This window comes from Paenibacillus qinlingensis (genome assembly GCF_013204845.1).
Classification (GTDB): domain Bacteria; phylum Bacillota; class Bacilli; order Paenibacillales; family NBRC-103111; genus Paenibacillus_E; species Paenibacillus_E qinlingensis.
Genome location: NZ_JABMKY010000022.1, coordinates 34,983 through 58,517 on the forward strand (window position 1 = coordinate 34,983; position 23,535 = coordinate 58,517).

Genomic DNA, 23,535 nt, shown 5'->3' on the forward strand with positions numbered 1-23,535 from the left:
AATTTTATTTTATTAACCCCAACATATCGTTATAAGTTTGGTCAAAAAAATCTTCTGGCCAAAATTCTAATCTTCCATCTTTAGTAATAATAATCTCCTCGTACGTTACAACATCCTCTTTTTTTTCAAAAAAATATATATTTATATGCTCTAAAAGATCAGGATTTTGCTTTATCCTTAATCTAATTCTATTAATAATATGTTCACTATGTGTTTCAATCAATAATTTACGACCATGTTTAATCGCAAATATACATAAGTCACCAAGAATCCCTTGCAGCCTAGGATGAAGATGAACTTCTGGATTTTCAATTAATAACATATCACCTGGTTGGCTACTCAAAATCAAGGTTAAAACTGGAAGTATTTGAGAAATCCCAAAACCTACTTGGTTTAATGTATACTTTCTTCCACCAATATCTTCAACTAATAATTTGAAGTGGTCTTCGATAAAATCACAAGTAACTTTATAAGATTCACCTAATATTTTTTTTATCCATGCATCAAAAATATCCGAAAATACTTGATAATTCTGGCCATCTAATTCAAACTGTACATTATTATTCCAATTTAAATGAATTATCTCTGCTGTAAATTCTCCAGATAATCCAATCTGTGAAGATACAAGATTATTTTTTTCTCCTAATTTATCTAACCGAAATGCTTTAATATACTTTATTTTGTTATTAGTTGATAATAGCTCTAATAATTGACGAACATTACCATATTCAGCACTACAGAGCTTTTGGTAATCTCTATCTCGAGAATTATATATTACGGGTTCTGGGACAACACCTTGGAATCTCACAAAACCATTATCTTTCGTACTTTTTACCTGATAAAAAATATCATGTTCATCATCAAGTAAAGTAAATGATATTGAGTGGACTTCATTATCGTTATTGGGATGATTCAATTTATAATTTACTTCAATTGAAGAAAGTACCGGGTTTTGACTAACAGGTAAGTGTTCAAATTTACTTGGACTATGATATATAAAAGATATTTCTAATTCTTTAAATCCATACTTATTTAATAACACAGTTGAAAAACGTACGGAAAATTCTATTGTTTCATCCAATGCCTTGTCTTTAAATAATATATCTGAAAATTTCCCCATGTTTAGCTGTTCGTTTAGTGATAGTACAGTATAACTCTCACTTCTGTTTTGGGTAATAAGATATATAGCTTGTAATAAAGAAGACTTTCCAGAGTTGTTTGTTCCAGACACAATTGTTAAACCAGGAAAGCGAAAATTATTATAACCTTCGTACCCTTTGAAATCTTTAATGTTAAACTCATTAATCATAAAGAGCCTCCATCATCATTTAAATATATACTATTCATAAATTTCATCCAAGTTTCAAATCTATACAATACCATTTTTTTATTTGAAGTGTTCTTTTTCAAAGAATTTTGGAACTCATTGTCGGTATTCAACAAAAATAGTAAATGGTTGTTGATTAGTTCAATTTGTTCACCATTAGATAGTTCATTTTTAATGCACCTTGCAAAAGAATACGTTAGAATATCAAATAACGCCATATTAATTTTCGCAATATCATTGCTTTTACAAAAAGCATTTTCTCCAAAAACTAGTAACAAATTATACATTGTTATTTGAAATGTCTCTCGAATTTGGTTGTATGATAATTTGTTAATAATATTACTATCAACGAATTGATTTATAAATGAATTCATTTTACCCTTATATTGATTGTATCCTAGAAAATAAAATGCCAGAAATCTCAAAATCATCTCCTCAGCGATGTAACCATTTGGCTGAATGTTATTTCCCGTTAAATTCAGAAACTCCTTCACTGTGGATAATTCTTTTAACCATAACCTTTTATCTCCCAGCTTTGAAAAAGCTATCTCATATCCGGTTAAATTTATGCTAGTAGTATTTATTCTTTGGAAAATCTCGAACTTAATGCTTGAGTCCGAACTCTTCTTTAATATATTAACAAAGAAAGGATATTCTTGGACTTTCCTTTGTTGTGAAACTTCCAGTTGAGAAAAAAATACACCTTCAATACCAGTTATTGATGCCCTTCTAAGGCCAAATTTACCTTCAATAAAATCAATAATTGCTCTTAATCGTTGTTGCCCATCGATAACTTCCCATTTCCCCCGCTCTCTCTCAGCAAAATAAAGAGGGGGTATAGGGAAATTCATTAGTATTGATTCAATTAAATGGCTTTTTTTCTCAACATTCCAAACCTCACCACGTTGATATACTGGTTGTAATTCAATATCACCTCGTTTGAATCGATTAACTAAATCAAATAATGTGTATTGTCCCCTATCCATATTAATAAAAGGTAAGTTATTATAAGAATTGTTCAATTGTGATATCCTCCTCTCCTTATAACTATTTCCAATATTAGTGATATGTAGTATCTTTTAAAGTAATGAGTCGTAATGAAATTAAATAAATTAAATAAATTAGATCAAACTCAATCATTAATTTCTTCATAAATTTTTGATTCCCTCTAAAAAATCAAATCCTTATAATATATTCAACTAATTAATGGAAATATAAAGCAAATAAGCTCGGAATTTTAGCCATCTTTATTTTAACACCAGTCTAACACCAGATCATTAAAAAATCTAAAGTACGACCAATCATTGTAATGGGCTATCGATGTCGAGACGAGGAAATGCCTAGGACAATAAGCCACAGGAGTAATTTTTAATGCAGGCCATAAGGGGCCATGTTAACCATCATAGCCGCCCAGCATTAGCAGAACTACAACGTAAAATTGACAGTTACATTCGCTAATAGCAATACTCGATATCAATGGAGATTAAAAAAGATGACCCTGTGCATTACATAAATCATCTATTGTTAGTTGCCTCGAAATAAATTAGGTTTTATTTAAGTGTCCTTGACAGAGGTTCAGAGCAATTTATGTCTAGGGTTTTAGCTTATTTATTGCTCACTTTCACGACTGCGCAGAATTCTCATTAACTTATCTGAAAATAATGTAACAATGACTGCAGCTACAATTGTGCCATCTAGTACCTTTACTGTTAATACGTGAACTCCACTAATTAGACCATATACATACTTTTGTTGAAGCATATCTCCTATATTAGAATAATACTCATTCATCGGAATCTGGTGATGCAACATAAAGGAAAAATAAAACATATCAATGATTTGGTGCTGATCTAATAACATTGTCATTGTCGAAGAATATATAATTGCATATAAGAAGTCAGGTACAACTAAAAACAAAATAATAATAAAAATATAAGAACCAACTATTTTGAAAATATCATTTTCGGCACTAGTACTGATTGAGATTGCTGATTTTACTAAATATATGCAGATTGAAATTAATAGCCAAATAATAAAGAATGTTAATGTGCCTAGAAAGTAGATGGTCAATCCATTATCTAAAATGGCCTTTAAGTCACCATGATAATATAAATTAATCACTGGATTCATTAAAGCAAGTGCCAAAAAAAGAAAAATAAAAAATAAAAAAAATACCGATAAATATCTTATTAGACCATATTCATAAACTCCCGGATTCCATTTCCGTGTTAACAAGATTAACATTTTATTGTGGTTTTTTAGTAATTGGTAATAACCATATAAAAAGAATGCACACATCTTAACTAGAGAAGGGAAAATTAAAACTAGTAATATTATTTTGTCTCTCTTGTTAAGCCTCTTACGAATAAATAAGTAACCAACGTAAAGCATCAAACTAATATATGAAGTCAATTCAAGCTTGGTTAATATAAAAATAAAGTAATTCAAACAACCTACGAGAAGCCATGACATAATAACAAGCGTCTTTTTCAATGACTCAGACAAGATAAAACCCTCTCCCCTATACTATTCCACTTTAATCCCCTACAAGTAAACTCCCCTGATCCACAGTTTATCTATATTAATCTAGACTGAAAAATTCTCATCACGCTCGTCAAATTCGTAAAATAGATTATCCGTAAATGCTATCCTTTACCTCTTTAAATTTTAATCTAAGCTTCTCTATCTCACCGCTGCCAGTTGTCGGAAATCTAATAAAAGCTACATCATGTTTCTTAATGATGCTATCTTTCATTTCGTCTCTCACTAACTGTTCCGGGTTATTGGCATGAGAAGCAAACCCATCAACCTCTATAAGAAGAACAGGTTTGTTATTCAGAGTGTGATAGATAACAAAATCAACAGAAGCATTATATTTCACATAACTCTTTTCTCTATCCGTAAGTAGATCTGTATCACTAAATAGATTTTTCAACAAAATCTGTGTTCCCGCTCTAAAGCATTTGAACTCTGAATCCACTAATAAATCTTGAATACAAGTCCACATAATATTTTCTGATTTGAATCTAGATGCATTTAATAATCTGCTTTGTAAGTCTATCAGTTTCTCTGAAAAGTCCTTATATAACAAGTCAAATACAGAAATAACATCGCTTTGAATAATGTTTTCATCCAGTGCACTGTATTCCATATATCGAATTAAATCACTGACTTCCTTACTTTCATTTTCAAATAAAGTGTGATCAGTAACAAGGATGAATCGGTCTCTAGCTCTTGATACAGCAACATTAATTATACAAGGATCGTCGACAAAAGGGATGCCAAACCTACCCATAAATGAGTGATCCAAGACAGTAGAAAATAACATGACTGACTTTTCCCTGCCCTGATACTTGTGTACCGTATCCGCTTCAATATGTGATTCTAGTAGGGAAACAGCTGTCTTTACTTGTTTACGATAAGGTGCAGCAAACCCTATATCTTCTGAATTTTCTACAAACCTCTGTGGATTCTCTAAGAACTGTACAATTACATCTAACTCTCTTTGGTTAAAATTACCTTTATCCGCACCGCGAGTTACCCTTCTCATGTGATTTCCTTTTTCCGTACGAATAAGGACTAGTGGGCTCTGACTCTCATTCCCATAAGTAAAAGGAATTAACTCCTCGTTATAATACTTCTTATTGCAGAAATTTATAATCTGAGGATGACATCTGTAATGTTCCTTCAGCAACTCTTTTGGTACTGAGCTTTCGAATACTCTCATCACAGATGATAGAACATTTTGCTTAAAATAATCATAGGACTCTTCTACTTCGTCAGAGGTGATTTTCTGTTTTATGTCCATATCAACAATTTGTGGGAGTTGTTTCATATCTCCAACTACAATAGCATTTTTACAACATGATAAAGCTAAAGCACCCGTAAGCAAGTCAACTTGTGAAGATTCATCAATAATTACGTAATCGAATAAAAAACCCTCAGGAATACAATTTCTTAACGAATGTGTTGTGCTCAAAATTACGGGAAAGTGCGCAATAAAATCTTCAAAGTTACCTTTGTTTCTATATGATTTTTCATTCATTTTCACTTGCTTGATGTGTGAATATTTCTGATTCAATTTATGTCTAAATAGCTTAATAGACAATTCCTCGTGTCTCTTCAGCAACGGTTCAAATGAGCCTCCATCTAACTCCTTTTGAATAGTTGCGATTTCGTGCTCTACCTTTTCTATTTTTAACCTATAATAATATTTCTGCAAATTGATGATGTAACCCACTTCTTGTTCTTTTAATGCTTTGAAATCCCTAAAACCATGCTTCCAGAGCATCTTTAGTTTATAGAAAAAATGCTCTGAATTCTCTTTTTCTACTGCAATATGATGATCAGCCAAAAAAGATATAATACCTTCTGGGCTCTTACGGTAGAAAGGGAGTTTATGAATAGCTTCAAGATTTTGATTACTGTAATAACTCTCGAAATGCTCTTGCTCCAACCGGTAAGCAGACAGCTTCTGCTGTAATATCGCTTTTTTATTATTCAACTCTAGCAAATGATTAATTCGATCGTTCAGTTCTCTTAGTGTCGTAACTAACTCCAATTCTTCAATGTCGCTTTCCCAGCTTAAATCCCTAAATTTAGGTGTTTCCTGAAAAAATTTCTTCTTATTTTCGCTTTTCCCTAATGAAGCTACGAAAAACTCATAGCCATCCTTTACTAACTTATCCTTAACGTTCTGAACAGCTGCGTTATTTCCAGATACTACAGCAACTGTTTTATTGAGCATCACCAGATTTGCTATGATATTAAGAATGGTTTGTGTTTTCCCAGTGCCAGGTGGACCTTCAATAACGGATAAGTTACTTTCCAAAGCATTTTCGAGGGCTTTTTTTTGACTTAAATTAAACCTGAATGGGAATATGGTATTTCTATCAGGAGAATGCTCAATTTTGATTTTGCTCTGGTTCATATAGCTGAACAGTATACTTTGCGGATTTATATAATTAAGTTTTGCAAATTCTTTCATCAGGAAAGCATCTTTTTCGTCATCTGTCTTCGTATATTGTGAGATTTCGGACCAGTAATGTAAGAGCCTCTGAAATTTAGTAGGTCCACGATTTGAACTATCTACTACAATATTTCTATAATCAAATACTTGTGCGTGACCAGCTTTGAATATGACTTTAGCTTTTTCACCGAAAACTAACATTTCCTTGATTTCAAATAGTTGACTTTCTTTGTAATAAAAAAACTTATCCGAAACGTCCACATGGAATGGATTCTCTAGAACAGTAATTCTTTCTTTATTATAGGGATACTCCATACTCTTACCTTGGTATTTCACTTTAACTCTCGAGCCTTCATCAATAAATGATTCGATCCCTGATGTCTTATCTTCATCATCAATTAAGATTAAGTATTTTTGCGAATCCATATATGCCAAATCCTTTTTCATTGTTTTGGAAAAAATATCCTAACATTATTAATGTTTAATTCCACAATTAAACTTAATATCCCTTTTTTCTCCAATATCCTCAAAAAAACGACAAAGGTCACAAAACAAAAGATCACCTGTTATCCAGATGATCTTTTTAGATATTCATTCATTTCCCTCATAATCTTTTGACTGATACCCCGCAGCTTCTTCAGCAGCAAGCAACAGACCACCTGTGTAAGGCATATATACTAACTCTTGCTTTTTCTTCATTCTCTGATTCAAATAAGCTTTCAGCTCTGGATCAACGCAGTAAATGTAGCATCCCTTTTGCCCTCTAGTCATTAAAGTACGATATGTATTCTTTATGATCTGATCAGCTATTCCTATCGCACGATCGTTATCTTCTTTGTACATTTTCTTAAATCCTGAAAGTGACTTATCCGTCTTTGCACGCTTAAACGGATCTGTTATTAATACGCCATTCACATAGCGTAAGTCTTCTCCGATAATGACACCAACATAATTAAATTCAAGCCCTTGTGAAGTATGAATGCACCCAGCTTGTTCCACCGATTCTGGATCAATTGCCCACGTTGTCGTATTATCCAAGTTCCAACTTATATTAAAATTATGCTCTGCAATAACTATGTCGTGAATATCACTATTACTTTTCCCGTTGGATTTCCAATCCCAACAGTAACCTGCAACAATTCTCGCTTTATTATCAATTTGATTCTTCTCAATTATTTGTCTTCTGAGTTCGTTAGGGTCATCGAAGATTTGAAAATCATACTCAAAATCAAACCCATCAAAGTTCGCTGTCTCACGAATGCCTAATACATCATCTAACCAAGCTAAATATCCATCCGAGCCATTACAACGGAATTGCGATTCTAACTCCATCTCAATGACCTCTGCAGCATACTCGGTGGCAAACCTTTTTATTTGCTCCTTATTGCCAATATCATGTATTGAAATCTTTTGATACTCATCAATAAAAAAGACAGAAAACTTTGACGCATGAATAATTTCTTTCATTTGGTTTTCACCTTTATTCTTGAAAAGCCCTGATTTTTCATTCAGCCTGTGAGCTTCATCCACAATTAGTACATCAAGTTCGTTATGTAATGACTCGTAATATACACCAGATCCCTTAAACATATTATTGATATATGATTTCTTATGGTTTCCTTGGAGTTTCTTGGTGTACACTTCTCTAGGAGCGCTGTTTTTAGTCACATATTGACATAAGAGTCCGCGAGAAGTGAGCTCAACTAGAAGGTTAATTCCAAGAACAGATTTGCCTGTTCCCGGTCCACCCTCAACGATAAGTACTTGCTTCTTATTGCTATCTTGAGCTTCAACAGCCATTTGAATAGCTGTTTCATATACGACTTTTTGCTCGTCAATCATCGTAAACTCGTCATTGCCAGCTAACATTCCTACTAAGGCGTCTTGAAGTGATTTCGATGGCTTAATTTTCCCGTGTTCAATAAGATACAACAGTTTCTTTCGATCTGTCTTCTTGATATAGAGAGAAATAAAGCTCCTTAGTTTTAAGGCATCTCCTTTAGTAAAAACGGGTGCTTCTGTCACATATTTTTCGTACTGCTCATTTGTTAATGGATCTTGGGTTGGTTTTACATAGTTATGCAAATAAGCACAAGGATAAATAGAGATTTGTTCGTTCCTTACCGACTCATTATATTCTGTGATTAACTTGGCATAGGACCAGGCCTGATAGGATGGATGTGTCGTTTCCCTTAAACGACGACCAAGATACGTTTGCACAATGCCATCCTTTTTATCAACACTACTTAAATTCTGCCATTGTTTTAACTCAATAATGACGACTGAACTCTGATTATCTGCGTCTAATCCAGTGAGTATGAAGTCTATTCTTCTAGAGTTAGCAGGAACCTTATACTCAATTGCAATTGTAATATCATCTGGAATATCTGTCGTATTAAGTACTTTATACATATAATTCATTGAATTATTCCAAGAGTTAATCTCACTAGCAGAAGTTCCGCCAATCTTTTCTACTAACACATCATGAATCCTTAACGCGATACTATCTTCGGTCACATGATTCATAAACTCTTCCTTGGTAGCCTCATAAATAATCATAGAATCATGCCCTCTATTCTCATCCCTCAGTATATTTCTTAGATGTACCTTTAAATTTCTCAATGGGATATTTCTCAGCATTTTTCTTTAATTTATGTAGAATGGCTTGTTTGACATCAATCTCTAGATCATGAGCAATCATAAGGGCGTAGATCAGTACATCAGCCAGCTCATCTTGAATCTGCTCTTTATTTCTATCTACAGCTTCGCCGCTTTCTTTCCATTGGAAATTCTCAAGTAGTTCACTTGCTTCCAAGGTTAGCGAAATAGCTAAATCTTTGGCGTTATGAAATTGTTTCCAATCTCTCTCATCGCGAAATTCAATGATATTCTTTATGATAGCATCCATATCTTTATCCTCCATCCTACTCCACATCAATCCCCACAACCAAACTCCCCTGATCCACATGCTCCCGATCCAACGTCACTCGAACCTTACCCAAACGCCGTTTCTCTCGCCAATCGCGAAGCTGTTCTTCCGTCTCCAAACGTAACTCCGACACTTCCTTAGCCCTATTAAATATATAATCCGATGTATATAAAATCCGATAAATTCCATGTCCTGCGGGAACAATGGCCGTCTCTCTTTGGACCCACTTATCCACTTCAAAAACGACATATAAATCATTCGTCGCACCTCGACTTGAGGGAATTTCAGTTATCGCAGAACGTGGAACAACTTTCCAACCCTTCACTCTACCATACCAAGATATACCCGCTTCCTCTTTACTAAAAAAACGAGCAGACTGATACAACGCCACGTACTCTATGTGAGTCAACACCTTATGGTCCGTTATATTACGCAAAGGCGTATGATAAAAACCATGCTCCAAAGCAGCCTCCAGCTGAGGCTTTTTACTCAATGCACCTACCAAAACATTCTTACCAGACATCTTATCTTTGTAATACTCCTTCGTACCCCTGGGCCTAGTCGTACGTTCGTAAGCCTTCTCGGGACTATCCATAATGATCTCGTCCAAAAACTTCTCCATCAAGCTCGTTGAATTCGGCAAAAAGGGAAAAGCACCAATGTTGATAAGCTCTACACTTTTATAAAACTTATGCTGCTGGAACTGCTCTTCATCATGATAGGGAAACAACACATAAGCCCCAAACATGCTCCGCTCGTACTCTTGGCCTTGCCCCTCCGAATACACAATTGCATCCCGATAACGATGCATCGTGTTAATATCATCTTCTTCCGGTCCCGGCATCCGGTACCTTTCAAAATACGGAGTCCCCTCATATGCCGGATTAATCCGGTATTTCGCATCGAAAATATATTTATACTCTGCCGCGGCATCGTTCTTCTTCAAAGTCAGGACATTATCTGGCCGCTGAGAAAGCGTCGGACTCTTATCTCCCTTAGGCAGCGCATTATAAAACAGCGTGAAAATCTCGCCATTCACAGGATTCCTATACTCCATTTTAGCCTGCTGCGACTTATCCAGTGTGACGAATAGCCCACTCCGATTAAGTTTAATAATATCTTGTTTCAGTAGTTCATATTTTTTGCTTAAAAGGTGGTGAATCTTCAAGAAGCACCAATATTCATAGAGTTGAGCCAGATCTTTCATCGATAGTCGGAATAGATCATTCTGGATCGACAAACCTTTTAATAGCATTAAATAATAACGATAAACCTCTCGGTACCCCGATGCCATTTGCAAGACCAAGGATATCGACAGTTGTCTCATCTCACCCACATTTAGAAAATCATGCTGCAACAGCCGTTGTACATGACTCATCATTAGATTCAATTTCTTCGTAAGTTCAGGATCTTCCACGCGGCTTTTCTGCGCCAAACGTGTTTTAATGTCCTTAAGCTTTTGCCCAATACGTAAAAGCACCCATTTCACAAAACGATTCTCAGCCGTATCATAATTAACGTGGCGCCTGCTCTCTAGCAAGTGAGTCGGGGTATATCGCTCTCCATTTACTGAAATAACCCCGTTACTCAAATCTTTCATTAATAGATGAGGACGTTTTGCTAGAAAGCTGATGTTCTCTTTACCAGCTCTTTTGACACGTGCAGCGTCTACCAGGCGATTCTCGCTTTGAAGCTTGGAATGTGGCGAGAGCTTAATGCGTTCAACAGCTTGAACAAGTTGCGTAAAGATATGCTGAAGGATCGTAAAATACTCCGTCAAACTCTGATGGTTCGTCTCTTTCAGACCAGTCATGTTAAATGTTTTGCGCAAAAAATCAAAAGATAAATTATAAATCTGTGCATTAACGTCATTAAGTATCATTTGATAGTCGTTCTTATAATCAATTTTCGCTGGGAAAATCTCTAGCTGAAGGCGAAAAATAGCTTCCCCGTTCAAACGAAGCTCAAGTTCGGACTGACCGACTTCATTTTGAAAATTAAGAATCCCCGACAGAATCATCTTCCCTAGCGGTTTAACAGCCTGCCTCAAATGAACATTATCATGGAAAAAGGATAAAGAAACATCCGTTTTCTTTTCGATCACCAGCTCATAGGACTGCGTCTCATAAAAAGTTGGCGTACACACATCCCCCGAGCTCCAGCTCCTTACACCCCCATCCTCATGGTTGAAAACAGCAATCGTCTCAATTGTAAGTGTATCTGTAAGCGAAGCAGCATGAAAATGCGCATCCACCCATTCCTGATCCACATTACGATGAAGATTCAAAGTCTCAACAGTAGGATGAAACGGTTTGCCCTGAATATAGAGATTAAACAGATTCGTCTCAATCCGCAGCAATTCCCTACTCTGATTAAGAGATCCAGTATGAGGTAAATCCATCTTCTTCTAACCTCCGTAGCATGAAGGCAATTTTCCGTGCACTATGTGGATATTTGGACGCTGCCAATGTCTCCATCGAAAGATAAAGCTTAGAAGCATCTTCTCTGTATTCCGAAAGAGGTAGGCTACGATCCTGAGCCACTTGCATTAATTGTAGCAAAGCATTTTTCACAGAAGCATTACTACCTTGTATACGAGGCAAAATCTTCTGAAGCAACTGCATATCGAACGCAGCCTCCTTACTTAGCAGTCCAAATCGTTCGTTATAAATCATATAAAAACATATCGCATCCCGAATACGAAACCCTACATGTGAATGAATTTGCTCCAAAATCCCGTTGATTTTAACCAATAACTCAGTCGTATCTTCCGTTAGCTGCTTATAGTCCCTGTACACATCAACAAGCTGCAAATACTCGCTCCGTAATAATGAATTAGGAGGAATGGGAGCATCCGTACGATCTGCGAGATCCTCCAACGAAGGATATTGACCAAGCTCAATGTAATTGAACTCGATTGTGTTCGCACGATCTAATACCTTTTTGCTAAAAGGATGCGTAGTCTCATCCATATTTACCGTTCCTACGATGTACACATTGTCTGGCAAATAGAGATTGCCGTACATCTGTTTATCTGACTCATTTTGTAAGGAGTCTCTATGTATAAGTGGCGTTGTTACAATCCTTTGATTACGCCACTCCTGCGTCTCAAGTACACTCAATAAATCACTAAAATAATGCTCAACCCTAGCCAAATTCATCTCATCCAAGCAGATAAAATATGGCTTATGTTGGTTACCCGGCTTAGAAGCCTCAACCAATATCTCCGTTAACTTCCCCGGACGAAAAGTCCCTGATAAATCCTTGTACCCCAACAGATCCGAAGGATCGCTCCAATCTGGACGAACAGGTACTAATGAGAATTGGCCATTACTCGCCGTTGCTCCAACAGCCTCAGCGAACAGCTTCACTAGCTTCGTTTTACCAGTACCTGACACCCCTGCAAGGATGACGAATGGTTTCGTTTTTAGAGATAGGAAGAAATTCTCTATCCAATGGTCAGGATACATGAAGCCTTTGTTGGCGATGAAATTTTTAATTGTGGCAACTCGCTCTATTACCGTTAGTGAATCCACCAGCTGAGACCCTTCTTCTTCATACTCCTCTTCAAGTTCTTCAATATCAGAGATCTTATAATTTGTATTAACATCGTGCATTTGCTCCCAAATTGGAAGGAAAATTTCAAAATAGTCACTTATTTTCTTTTCAAGTTCAAATCCGCTCGATAGAAGCTCCTCTTCCTTAAAATAGCGTGTAATTCCACATTTGGCACCTGTTTTGCTTCTTATTCGCATTAGGAATTCATCTATATTGGATATATCTTTACTACTAGTATTTAACCACTCTGCTGTTAGAACAAAGTTCTCTTCATTAATTAACTTTTCTACTATTTCACGATTGGAAGGCTGAGAAAGTAAATCTAAGAATCTATTTTCTAATAGCCGCATTCTTTTTTCTTTCGCTTCTTTTTTCCAAGCTTCAATTCTACCTGACGAAGAACCACCAGAACCAAAGCAGAATGTAATCTCAAAGGTTCCTTTTTGGAACACCCAAGAGTATTGAAAACTGTAAGACTTATCTTTATCTATTGAAATCCCAGACCATAGGTAATCCTTTGGCTGGTTTCCGTATGGCGTGGGACTACCGATTCTCGCTGTAATTAAATGATCAGCCAGTCTATATTTGTCCAGAAAGAATTCACCAAACTTTAATGCTAACTTATTAAAATTAACCAAAACACTTTCGTACTTATGACGTAATACTTTCATTTGTTCCCGCTTCTCTTCAAGAGTTACATCGCTTCTTTGAATTCCGTTAATTGCTGTAGAAATATCCTCATAGGTTTGAAAGAAATCTCTAGTTATTAAATCGTCAAATCTCAATTATATTTCCCCCACTACATTAATCATCTTATTTGGCCTATAATTTTGACTTTTCAAGATTATTTAAGCTCCTTCGACTTCCATACTCTGACTCTGTCTATACTCCTGAACCGTCATAGATATTTGTATATCCATTTTTATCGCAATAATTGATAAGTCAGTTGTTCTTGCAGCCATTGATAAGTCATGATAGTTTAATCTATAGATATTCTCCGTGGCTCTATTCATTCTATTGGCAAGATAAAGTCTCAGTTGTTGATACATGCAGTAAAATCATAACAACCTTCTAATCCGCTTGTCATCAAAGCATGGTATGTATACTTTATAATCTGATCTGCTGACTTAATTCCTTGCTCCTTGTCTTCTTTATACAACTACTTGAATTCTAACAATGACTTATCCGTCTTGGCTCGCTTAAATGGATCAGTTACAACCTTTCCATCCCTCTAGATTAGATCCCCCTAACAACTCTCGCTTTATTATCAATTTGATTTTTTTCGATGATCTTTCCCTAAGTACGTTGGGGTCATCAAAGATTTGAAAATCAAACTCAAAGGCAAAACCATCATAGTTAGCTCTTTCACGTATCTCTAGTCCATCATCCAACCAAGCCAAGTAACCATTTAACCGTTACAGCGAAATTGTGACTCTAATTCCATTTCAACAATCTCTGCGCAAAATTGTTCCGCAAATTTCTTGATCAGATCCTTATTACCTTTATCTTGTAAACAACACTATGTTAGTCTGTAAAAAAAGAGAATCGAAGAGCATAAATGATTTCTTTAATTTAATTCTCGTCTTTATCTTTGAATAGACCTGATTTTTCCGTTCAACCTATATCGACAATTAGAACATCAAATTCACTATATAAGTAATGTGGTAGGGCATTAACGTAGTTAATTTGTGGAACAATTCAATGATGTATTTTCATCTAGTCCAGTTAGAATGAAGTCTATCCCTCTAGAAATCAAAACATCAACCAATTCATATTTTTAATATTCTTATTTAAAGCCTCAGAACTTTCTTTCCCTTGGAAATTTGCAATTCATTCACTGGCTCTAGTGTTACAGAAATCTATTCAGTTATGGAATTGCTTCCAATCCCGATAATCACGAAATTGGATGATTTTATTAAGTATTGATTCCATTTGTATGTTCACTTTTCGATTAGAAGGATATGTATTGAAGTGAGCGAGACGTTTAATAACATTAAAAGATATGAAATAGCATAGGTAATTGTATCATTAACATTATTCTTTTTGGTAAGAATTTGTACTGAGGAATATAAAAAAACAAGCACTACTTTTAGATAGTACTTGTTCTTGATGTTGTTAATCTAACTAATTCTTAAAAGTGTATCGCACTCCACGCGTTCTGAGTGAGATACATATGCGTTGATTTGTCAGTTCTATTTTTCTTACAATCATGGTACTCTAAAGACCCTATTGGAACAGGTTCCCAAAAACTTCTTATGCGTGAGCTGTCAATGAAATTTCCGCAGTCCTAATAAATAAAAAAATATACTAAAACTTTACTAACCCACCTTAGTTATTTTTAAAAATCAGCTAGATAACATTAAACATGCTACCATATAAGGCTTCATTCCGTCCCAGTAATCTTTAACTTGATCAGATATACGCCTTTCAGTATGCATATATAAATTAAGCATATCTATTATTGAGTCCTTTTTAATAAAGTTATTAAATTCTTTGGCTAATTTATCGTTTAGTGGTATATCATTTTGAAATTTCGAGTCACCAACTTTATTTTGTGGAAGTTTATTTCTTAACCGATCTAAGATCATGTGGACATTCGATGACAATCCACTTTTTTCATTGAATGTTATATTGTAAAATATACATGCTTTTCTACTGCAAAGTTCTATAAGTATTCTAAATAGTGATACTACAGCGATTTTGTTCTCATTAAATTCTAGATTATTTAATTCCCTAATAACCTCTTGTAACTTAGTGGATAATTCCCCCGTAGGAAAGTGAAAACTATCAAACTCTTGTTTAGAAAATCTAAAATAGTGCGCGGCTACATTCACATTATACTTTTTTGTTTCTTGATTGCTATGGACTTTGTTGGGGTCTACTATAATAAACATTAACTCTTTATTTGATTTTTGCGATAAGTTATCTATTGCAGTATAAATTAATATATATTCTCCTTCTTTATTAATATCCATTGCTTTTGAATTATGAGAAATTGTCAACGGAAGTAGATTGCCAATGTAGTCTCTTGCTTCTACAAAATCCTTTGCATTAAAGTAGCTTGAGATATTTAAAACAACAGTACCGTTTTCAGCCCCATTTATGAGTTTAATTTCTGGCGGTTTTTTGGGGTTAGCTTGCCCCGTAACGCTTGGTCCTCCTGCAGCGGCTCCTACACCTGGTCCTCCTGCGACTCCTACACCTGGTTCTCCTGCGGCTCCTACACCTGGTCCTCCTGCGACTCCTACATCTGGTCCTCCTGCGGCTCCTACACCTGGTCCTCCTGCAGCTCCTACACCTGGACCTCCTGCGGCTCCTACACCTGGTCCTCCTGCGGCTCCTACACCTGGTCCTCCTGCGGTTCCTATATCTGGTCCTCCTGCAGCTCCTACACCTGGTCCTCCTGCGGTTCCTATATCTGGTCCTCCTGCAGCTCCTACACCTGGTCCTCCTGCGTCTCCTACATCTGGTCGTCCTCCTACGGCGGTTCCTACACTTGGTCCTCCTGTGGCGGTTCCTACACTTGGTCCTCCTGTGGCGGCTCCTACACCTGGTCCCCCTGCGCTATTCTTCCTGCTTTTAATTAACTCTTTAGTATGTTTATCAATAAGCTTTCTAATATTGTTCTTCTTCAACCACTCATTAAATGTTTCTTCAAACATTATATATTCCTGCGAGTCACTGATAATTTCTGTTTTGGTTACATTTGATTTAAAATTTTGTAAGTTAATTACTCCAACTAATAGTCGCATCTCAGGATGTCTATCCAAACCGATCCAAATACCATAATTTAGAAGGCGTCCATTAAGATATAAATGGAATCCATTATCTGTTTTGGATGTTGTGGAATTTTCAGGTGACTTTGAAACGCCAACCCAACCGGACACATTGCAATTTTGTCCAGACATGTTATTAACTGAGAAACTAAACTCTTCGCTCCAGTAAGGATCGAAGATATATGATTTTATTCGATAGTCTTCAATAACTAGTTCAAGCTCTTCACTTTGTAAAAATCTTGAAAACGTTTTCGAAAAATGGGCTTTAACGTTTTCTACATCATTTTTATATCTTGGTCGAGTTAAATTTGTTATCTTAATTATCGTTCCCTGTACAAAGGATTTCGGGACTTCCATCACTTCAATTTCCCAAACGGTGGAGTAATCAGTGGCACTCAATTCTCCATTGTTATTCTCAAGTCTAACATGCAACGCAGTTTCCATATCATTTGTAGCAGTAATTATTTCTAAACTATTCCCTAAAAAAGCAGATGCAGTTTTTAAACCAAAGCCATATCCTCCGACTGTTAAATCTGAAGTTTTACTACTTTCTGCTGGTGTAAGTGCACTAACTAAACTAGTCAGATCCATGCCACATGAGTTATCAGTAACAATAATTTCTTTTTCTAAGAGTTCCACAATTACTTTGGTAGTGCCCATTCTAGCATCTATTGAATTATCAATAAACTCTGCGATAGCTCTGCCTATAGTAAGATTCTGATTTCCCATTGTCCAAAAAAGTTTAGAAGAAATAGGAAGCTCAATTTTATGTACCTTCATAGACTAATTCCTTTCTTGTGGTAGTCCCTTTTTGTATTACATCATATATAATTTTTGCTACTGCCCTTGCCAATAACGGAGGGACAGCATTACCTACGAGTCTAAAGCCATGCCACTTTGTTTCGTGAAAAATCATCCAATCAGGAAAACTCATTAATCTAGCTGCCTCTCTTACGGTTATCACACGAGGTAGTTTATAGTGAATCGGTCTTAATGCAGTATACGAACCCTTGTCGCTTTTCGTTCCAGCTCGAATTGTGGGAGATAGTCCATTTGCTTCTAATCTCTTTCTTCGGCTTTTATGCAATTCGCCTTGTTTTAGCTCCATGAACTCTTTAATAATTCTTTGATCATGTTTTGTTCTTTTGGTATTTGTAATTAGATTCATTTGCCAATCTGACCTAGGGGTGGACTGATCGTCTTCTAGCTGAATAGACTTCCTCATTACTTGGGCATAGCTTGAGAGATATTCTCCTTCTATTATGTTCTCTATGGTATCTCCCTCAATTAGTTCAGAATATAAATCAGGATTGGGTAAATCATTAATCGCATCAGCTACAGTAGGACAATAAAGTAACTCTCCTGATTTTTCTTCACTTGCATGATTCTTATAGATTGGATGAAATAGATATCTTGCATCTGATGGTCTAATATGAGTAGCTGAAGGGTACTCTATTTTATAGTTTAAATCCAATCGAACACCTATAATAAAAAGCCTTTCTCTGCTTTGTGGCACTCCAAAATCTGCCGAATTAAGAACCTTGACTGGAGATATAATCGAATAGTGTTTTGACATATTGCTAATAAAAGATTGTAGGACTTCGCCTGATTTATATGAAAGTAAGCCTTTTACATTCTCCATTACAAAAAATTTAGGCATAACTTCCAACACAATTCGAGCGTATTGACTTAGTAACTCGTTTCTCACATCGTCTAGTGATCTCTTTCCTGCCAATGAAAATCCTTGGCATGGGGGACCACCGATTATTACATCTACTTCGCCCTGATTAACTTTCAATATTTTTAATAAATCTTCACCACTTACTTGATTGATGTCTTCATCAACAACTTCACAATGAGGGAAATTCTTTAAATGCGCCTTAATAGCAAACTCATCCATTTCAACTGCCGCGTTCACTGAAAAACCTGCCATTTCAAAACCTAAAGTTAACCCACCTGCTCCAGAAAAAAGATCAATTGCAATTGGTTTTTTAATGCTAATTTCCATGCACCTCATTAATAACATAGTAGTTATTGAATTATATTTGATATAATTCGACTTATTTTTTCTTTTCCCTTTCAATATGCCTCTTGACTCTATAATCAGTTAATCTAGTTAATTTTCCGCCCTACTGGTGATACACTTCATCGCGGATAATCTAAAACAGCAAATCAAAATATTCCCTCGCCAGCAAAAGAAATTGAGGACAAGAATATCACGTATCCCCATCTCGTCCCAAACTAAATTCCTTGATTACTCGAACCCCTTATATATTAATGAACAAACACTCTCCACATGCACCGTCCAAGGAAACATATCCACCGGCGTCACCTCCGCGACGCCGTACCCGCCATCGACCAGCACGCGCAGGTCGCGCGCGAGTGTCGATGCGGAGCACGACACGTACACCACGCGCCGCGGCCGCAGCTCGAGGATGGTCGCCAGCAGCGCCGGGTCGCAGCCCTTGCGCGGCGGGTCGACCACGATCACGTCAGGCCGAACGCCCTGACGTGTCCACTCCGGCAGGACGACCTCGGCAGGTCCTGCCTCGAAGTGCACGTTCGTCATGCCGTTTAACTCGGCATTCTTACGTGCATCGGAGATCGCCTCTTCGACGATCTCGACGCCGTACACCTGTCCCGCGCGCTGCGCCAGGAACAGGGAAATCGTGCCGATGCCGCAGTAGGCATCGACCACAACCTCATCGCCTGTCAACGCGGCGTACTCCACTGCCTTCCCGTACAAGACTTCCGTCTGGACGGGGTTCACTTGAAAGAAGGATCGCGCGGAAATAGCAAATTTCACTTCGCCGATATAGTCATAGATGACCTCGCTGCCCCACAGGACGCGCGTCTCATCCCCAAAAATAACATTCGTCTGTCTCACATTAATGTTATGACAAATGCTCTTCACCGCAGGCAGAGCCTCGCGAATGCCAGCAATCCACTCATCCGCACGCGGAATCTCCGCACCATTGGTAACCAAAACGACCATGACCTCGCCCGTGCGGAAGCCGACTTTAACGACGACATGGCGCAGCAGCCCAGTCCCTGTCTCTTCACTGTACGCACGAATCCCTAAGCGTGAGCCGATCTCTTTCACACGTGCCACGACTTCGTCGTTAGCCGCATGCTGAATCAGGCACTCTTCCATGTCGATAATGCGATGGCTGCCCTGCGCATAGAATCCGCCGATGAGGCCACCCTGTTCTTCCCCAAAAGGAACCTGAGCCTTGTTCCGATATCTCCACGGATCGGTCATCCCAAGCGTAGGATGAACAACAATCCCTTGATCTTGATCTTCATTATTAGTAGCTTGGCCGCTAGTCGGCTCTCCCGCCACCGCCAACTTCCCAATCCGCACCAAATTATCCACAACCTGCTGCCGCTTCACGCGCAACTGCGCCTCATAGCTCAAATGCTGCAGCTGACAGCCGCCACATTCATCATAAATCACACAGTCGGGAGCAATGCGATCCGAACTCACCGAAAGCAGCTCTACCAAAGAAGCATACCCATACTGCTTTTTCAGATGCCCTACCTTAACCAATGCACGCTCACCCGGCAGCGCCCCCGCGACAAAAAGGGTAAAGCCGTTCACACGGCCCACCCCTTCGCCATCATGGCTGATTCCGATGATCTCAGCCTCGTATTGCTGTCCGATTTGCACAGGCAAGCCTGCCATCCAAGCTGGCACTTCTTTTTTCCCTTTGCTATTTCCATTCCCTCTGTTACCAGCCGCCGAATTCCCCGCTCTTCCAGCAGATCCCGACCTGCCACTACCTCTATGTTTACCTGGCGCGGAGCCAGATGTACCTTTTGTTTTCATAATAACCTCACTTCATCTTTTAACCTTCCAAGTGGGAGGGTTGGCACTAGCCTTTTCCCCTACTCATGCTCATCATGCCCATTTCCATGCCCCTTCAAATGAAACGGCGTGGTCAAAGCCTCAAGAAATTTCTTTTTATAAATGGACTGACCGGACTCATCCACGATCACCTGCAAATGGCTCTGCAAATTCGTCATTACGCAAGGCAATGTCCCGCCGAACTCTCCATCGAGGTTCAACTGAACGTAGTCCGGGGAATTAATTTCGATATGATTGGTCTGAAAATAGATCAGATTCGGATCACTCAAATGCTCGCCGCGCAGTGCCAGTGATACGATACGGATGAATTCTGCCAGGTTGCATTTCTTCAAAATAATGACGTCGAACATACCATCGTTAATGTTGGCTTCCGGTGCTAACTTCTCGAAACCGCCTACGGAGTTGGTGTTGCCCACGAGGAAGAGCATGACTTCTTCATGCATCTCGCGATCACCGGCTTTGATATAGAGCTCGATTGGCTTGAGCCTAGGCAGCTTCTCGAGTCCCTTCATATAATAGGCCAACTGGCCGATCATGGTTTTGAGCTTGCTCGGGACTTCATACGTCAGCTCGGTCATCGAGCCGCCCCCAGCGATGTTGATGAAGTAGCGGTTGTTGATTTTGCCTACATCGATCGAGGTTGAATACTGCTGAATGATGAGGTCGCAGGCATACTCCAAGTTCTTGGGGATACCGAGCGCACGCGCAAAATCATTCGTCGTCCCGAGCGGCAAAATGCCGAGTGGCGGTCTGCCTTCTCTTTCGGCCATGCCGTTGACGACTTCGCAAATCGTACCATCACCGCCCGCTGCGATGATTAGGTCGAACCCGCGACTCACGGCCTCTGCCGCTGCGAGTGTGGCATCTCCTTCACCGATAGTCGCGTGAGCGGAGGTCTCGAACCCGCCGCGCTCTAAGCGTTGGAGAATTTCAGGCAATCTTTTTTTCATCTCTTCCCGGCCTGAAGTCGGATTATAGATCAATCGTGCTCGTTTGACCACTCTATTTCATCCCCTGTTCATCGTATGGGAATACGGAGGCAATCTGCCCCTCCATCCATTTGGAAATTTGCGGACTCGGCAACAAGGCCCGTCCATGATACTTATAGGTTAACCCTTCCAAACGGGAAGGAATCACTTTCTGTGTAAAATACCCTTCGCTCAGAAAAAGCGGTGCAACAATCACCTTATACGCTGGCTTCTCACGGGCCCACCAGGCCATCTTCTCTGCTAATTGATCCGGCAAAAGCATAGCAATATCCGCCTCGGCGAAGCCGCCCAGCGTTCTAACCCGCTCCGCGAGCTGCGCAAGTCCTTGGCGCCACTTCTGGTGGAAGCCATCTTCCTTACTCCCATGCCCTACCAATAGCAGAATCTCTTCCTCTGGCGACTCGGAAAGCTCTGCGATTTTGCCATAAAGAATAGCTGCAATATCGGGATGATCATCAATCGGCGATGTGAAGTGAATCCGCGCACGTATGTCTAAGAGCTCCATGTCGGTTTCGAGCACAGGCTCGGCAATAACCCCTAACGCGTAGCTGATCTCATCAATATGTGTACTCCCAGAGGACACGAACAACGGAACTACGATAATATCGGTCACGCCTTGCGCCTCTAAGCTATAAATGCCATCTTGTATCAATTTACCCTCGACGAGTTCCAAATATGACGCATAAATGGGCATGGCATCAGGTACTTGAACCGTATTCACGGCATCCTCGACCAGCTGAACCCAGCCCTCATCACGGGATCCATGGCTAATGACCAGCACACCATATAACCTCATTCTAACTTCCCCCACCCGTACGTACTAAGCCTATCTTCCTATGCTAACGAAAGTGGTCACCTATGTCAATTTGAAGCCTGCTTAAACAGAGAAAAACCCCGCATTACACGAGGTAATACAGGATTCTGCAAGGTATTATTTAACGATTCAAACGATCCAATGTCAACACATAACCATCGTTCCCGTAATTCAGGCACCTCTTGACCCGCGAAATGGTTGCTGTTGACGCCCCTGTTTCCGCTTCGATCTGGTTATACGTGCATCCTTTGCGCAGCATACGAGCCACTTCAAGGCGCTGGGACAGCGACTGAATCTCATTCACGGTACACAAGTCGTCAAAAAAGACGTAACACTCTTCAATATCTTTCAACGTTAGTACAGCTTCGAAAAGCTGGTCTATGGCTTTATCATTTAATTTTTTTAATTGCATCTGCTGTCAACTCCCGGTCAAAAAGCATGTTGGCTTCATGGTTCTCTAAGCTCCTGTGTATCATTCGACACGTCCTAAGCAATTCCTTCCTTTAGGATTGCAGAACGTTAAAATTTCTATGCGTTAATTGGCTAAATAGCAACAAATCCCCAAGACCCGTGACATTCGTCCATACCAAAGGTAGGCAAGTGACATATCCTGTAGGAGACAAATCTGATAAAAAGGATCGTGAATCCTAGTGACCAACCCAAGACAACAAATTATTGGTAATGGCGGAAATCGTCCTGAAGTAGAAACAAGGAGCTTAACCCTTCCCGGGGAGGGCTTTGGTCAATACCCAGGCTTAGGCGCTGGCAATCCCTTCGGTGGCGGCGGCTTTGAAGGCGGAGGTGGCTTCTTCGGCGGCCCTCCTGCTGGCGGCAATACCGGTGGAGGCTTCTTCGGCGGCGGCGGTGGCGGCAATGCAGGCGGTGGTTTATTTGGCGGTGGCGGAGGAAACGCCGGTGGTGGTGGTGGTGGCGGTGGCGGTGGTAACTTCCTGAGCAATCTCCTTGGCGGCGGCGGCGGTGGTGCCGCTGGAGGTTCTTCGAACCCGCTGAGCGGCTTAAATATTAAGCAAATCTCCGGCTTCGTTGAGCGGATGGGTGGTATTGACGGCATCATCGGCACGATGGGTAAGGTTCAAAAGTTCATGTCGACGTTTCAGCAAATGGCACCGATGGTGAAGACCCTCTTTGGCTCTATCGGCAAAGGAAAGGTCGCCTCCGGAGACGTAGAAGAGGTCTTCCGTCCGAAACGCAAGCGCCGTAAGAAATCCGGCTCAGGCAAAAGGCGCAAAGGCCGCTCCACATCCGGCACGGCTAAGCGCAAGCGCAGATAGTTTTATTCGTCCC

The 23,535-nt window shown here is 39.1% G+C and carries 15 protein-coding genes; 1 reads left to right on the forward strand and 14 read right to left on the reverse strand.

What is annotated here, in order from left to right; translation table 11 throughout:
- Positions 1-4: 4 nt before the first annotated feature.
- The 14 genes from HQN88_RS28705 to HQN88_RS28770 form a co-directional block, all read right to left on the reverse strand.
- Positions 5-1,309 (reverse strand): DUF3696 domain-containing protein, encoded by a 1,305-nt coding sequence (locus tag HQN88_RS28705; RefSeq protein WP_173118983.1) that lies wholly within the window; start codon positions 1,307-1,309, stop codon positions 5-7.
- Positions 1,306-2,349, reverse strand: coding sequence for a DUF262 domain-containing protein (locus tag HQN88_RS28710; protein ID WP_173118985.1), 1,044 nt, complete (start codon positions 2,347-2,349; stop codon positions 1,306-1,308). Before HQN88_RS28710 ends, HQN88_RS28705 begins: the two co-directional genes overlap by 4 nt.
- Before the next feature lie 586 nt (positions 2,350-2,935).
- Positions 2,936-3,832, reverse strand: coding sequence for a hypothetical protein (locus HQN88_RS28715; protein ID WP_173118987.1), 897 nt, complete (start codon positions 3,830-3,832; stop codon positions 2,936-2,938).
- 127 nt (positions 3,833-3,959) lie between these two features.
- Positions 3,960-6,722 carry an AAA domain-containing protein gene (locus tag HQN88_RS28720; RefSeq protein ID WP_173118989.1) on the reverse strand — a complete coding sequence of 921 codons (2,763 nt, stop codon included), beginning with the start codon at positions 6,720-6,722 and terminating at the stop codon, positions 3,960-3,962.
- 165 nt (positions 6,723-6,887) lie between these two features.
- On the reverse strand, positions 6,888-8,855 hold the full coding sequence (locus tag HQN88_RS28725; protein WP_173118991.1) for a DUF2075 domain-containing protein: 1,968 nt from the start codon (positions 8,853-8,855) through the stop codon (positions 6,888-6,890).
- A 19-nt stretch (positions 8,856-8,874) separates the two neighbouring features.
- Positions 8,875-9,204, reverse strand: coding sequence for a nucleotide pyrophosphohydrolase (locus tag HQN88_RS28730; protein ID WP_173118993.1), 330 nt, complete (start codon positions 9,202-9,204; stop codon positions 8,875-8,877).
- Between the two features lie 16 nt (positions 9,205-9,220).
- Positions 9,221-11,626 (reverse strand): restriction endonuclease-like protein, encoded by a 2,406-nt coding sequence (locus HQN88_RS28735; protein WP_173118995.1) that lies wholly within the window; start codon positions 11,624-11,626, stop codon positions 9,221-9,223.
- Positions 11,598-13,568 carry an McrB family protein gene (locus HQN88_RS28740; protein ID WP_246320513.1) on the reverse strand — a complete coding sequence of 657 codons (1,971 nt, stop codon included), beginning with the start codon at positions 13,566-13,568 and terminating at the stop codon, positions 11,598-11,600. The genes HQN88_RS28735 and HQN88_RS28740 overlap by 29 nt, the downstream gene beginning before the upstream one ends.
- A 1,560-nt stretch (positions 13,569-15,128) precedes the next feature.
- On the reverse strand, positions 15,129-17,339 hold the full coding sequence (locus HQN88_RS38190) for an ATP-binding protein (RefSeq protein ID WP_173118997.1): 2,211 nt from the start codon (positions 17,337-17,339) through the stop codon (positions 15,129-15,131).
- Complete coding sequence (locus HQN88_RS28750; RefSeq protein ID WP_173118999.1) at positions 17,326-18,567, reverse strand: DNA cytosine methyltransferase; 1,242 nt, start codon at positions 18,565-18,567, stop codon at positions 17,326-17,328. The genes HQN88_RS38190 and HQN88_RS28750 overlap by 14 nt, the downstream gene beginning before the upstream one ends.
- A gap of 246 nt (positions 18,568-18,813) precedes the next feature.
- Entirely contained in the window at positions 18,814-20,244 is a 1,431-nt protein-coding gene (gene rlmD / locus HQN88_RS28755) for a 23S rRNA (uracil(1939)-C(5))-methyltransferase RlmD (RefSeq protein ID WP_246320514.1), read from the reverse strand.
- Positions 20,245-20,447: 203 nt separating this feature from the next.
- The gene (locus tag HQN88_RS28760) at positions 20,448-21,428 is read right to left on the reverse strand and encodes a diacylglycerol kinase (RefSeq protein ID WP_173119003.1); all 981 of its coding nucleotides are present in this window, start codon (positions 21,426-21,428) and stop codon (positions 20,448-20,450) included.
- Position 21,429: 1 nt separating this feature from the next.
- Positions 21,430-22,212, reverse strand: a complete 783-nt coding sequence (locus HQN88_RS28765) for a sirohydrochlorin chelatase (RefSeq protein WP_173119005.1) — start codon at positions 22,210-22,212, stop codon at positions 21,430-21,432.
- A gap of 139 nt (positions 22,213-22,351) precedes the next feature.
- Positions 22,352-22,642 (reverse strand): YerC/YecD family TrpR-related protein, encoded by a 291-nt coding sequence (locus HQN88_RS28770; RefSeq protein ID WP_056612830.1) that lies wholly within the window; start codon positions 22,640-22,642, stop codon positions 22,352-22,354.
- Positions 22,643-22,880: 238 nt separating this feature from the next.
- Here HQN88_RS28770 and HQN88_RS37410 point away from each other — a divergent pair, with 238 nt between their 5' ends.
- Positions 22,881-23,522, forward strand: a complete 642-nt coding sequence (locus HQN88_RS37410) for an aminotransferase (protein WP_216855867.1) — start codon at positions 22,881-22,883, stop codon at positions 23,520-23,522.
- Positions 23,523-23,535 lie beyond the last annotated feature (13 nt).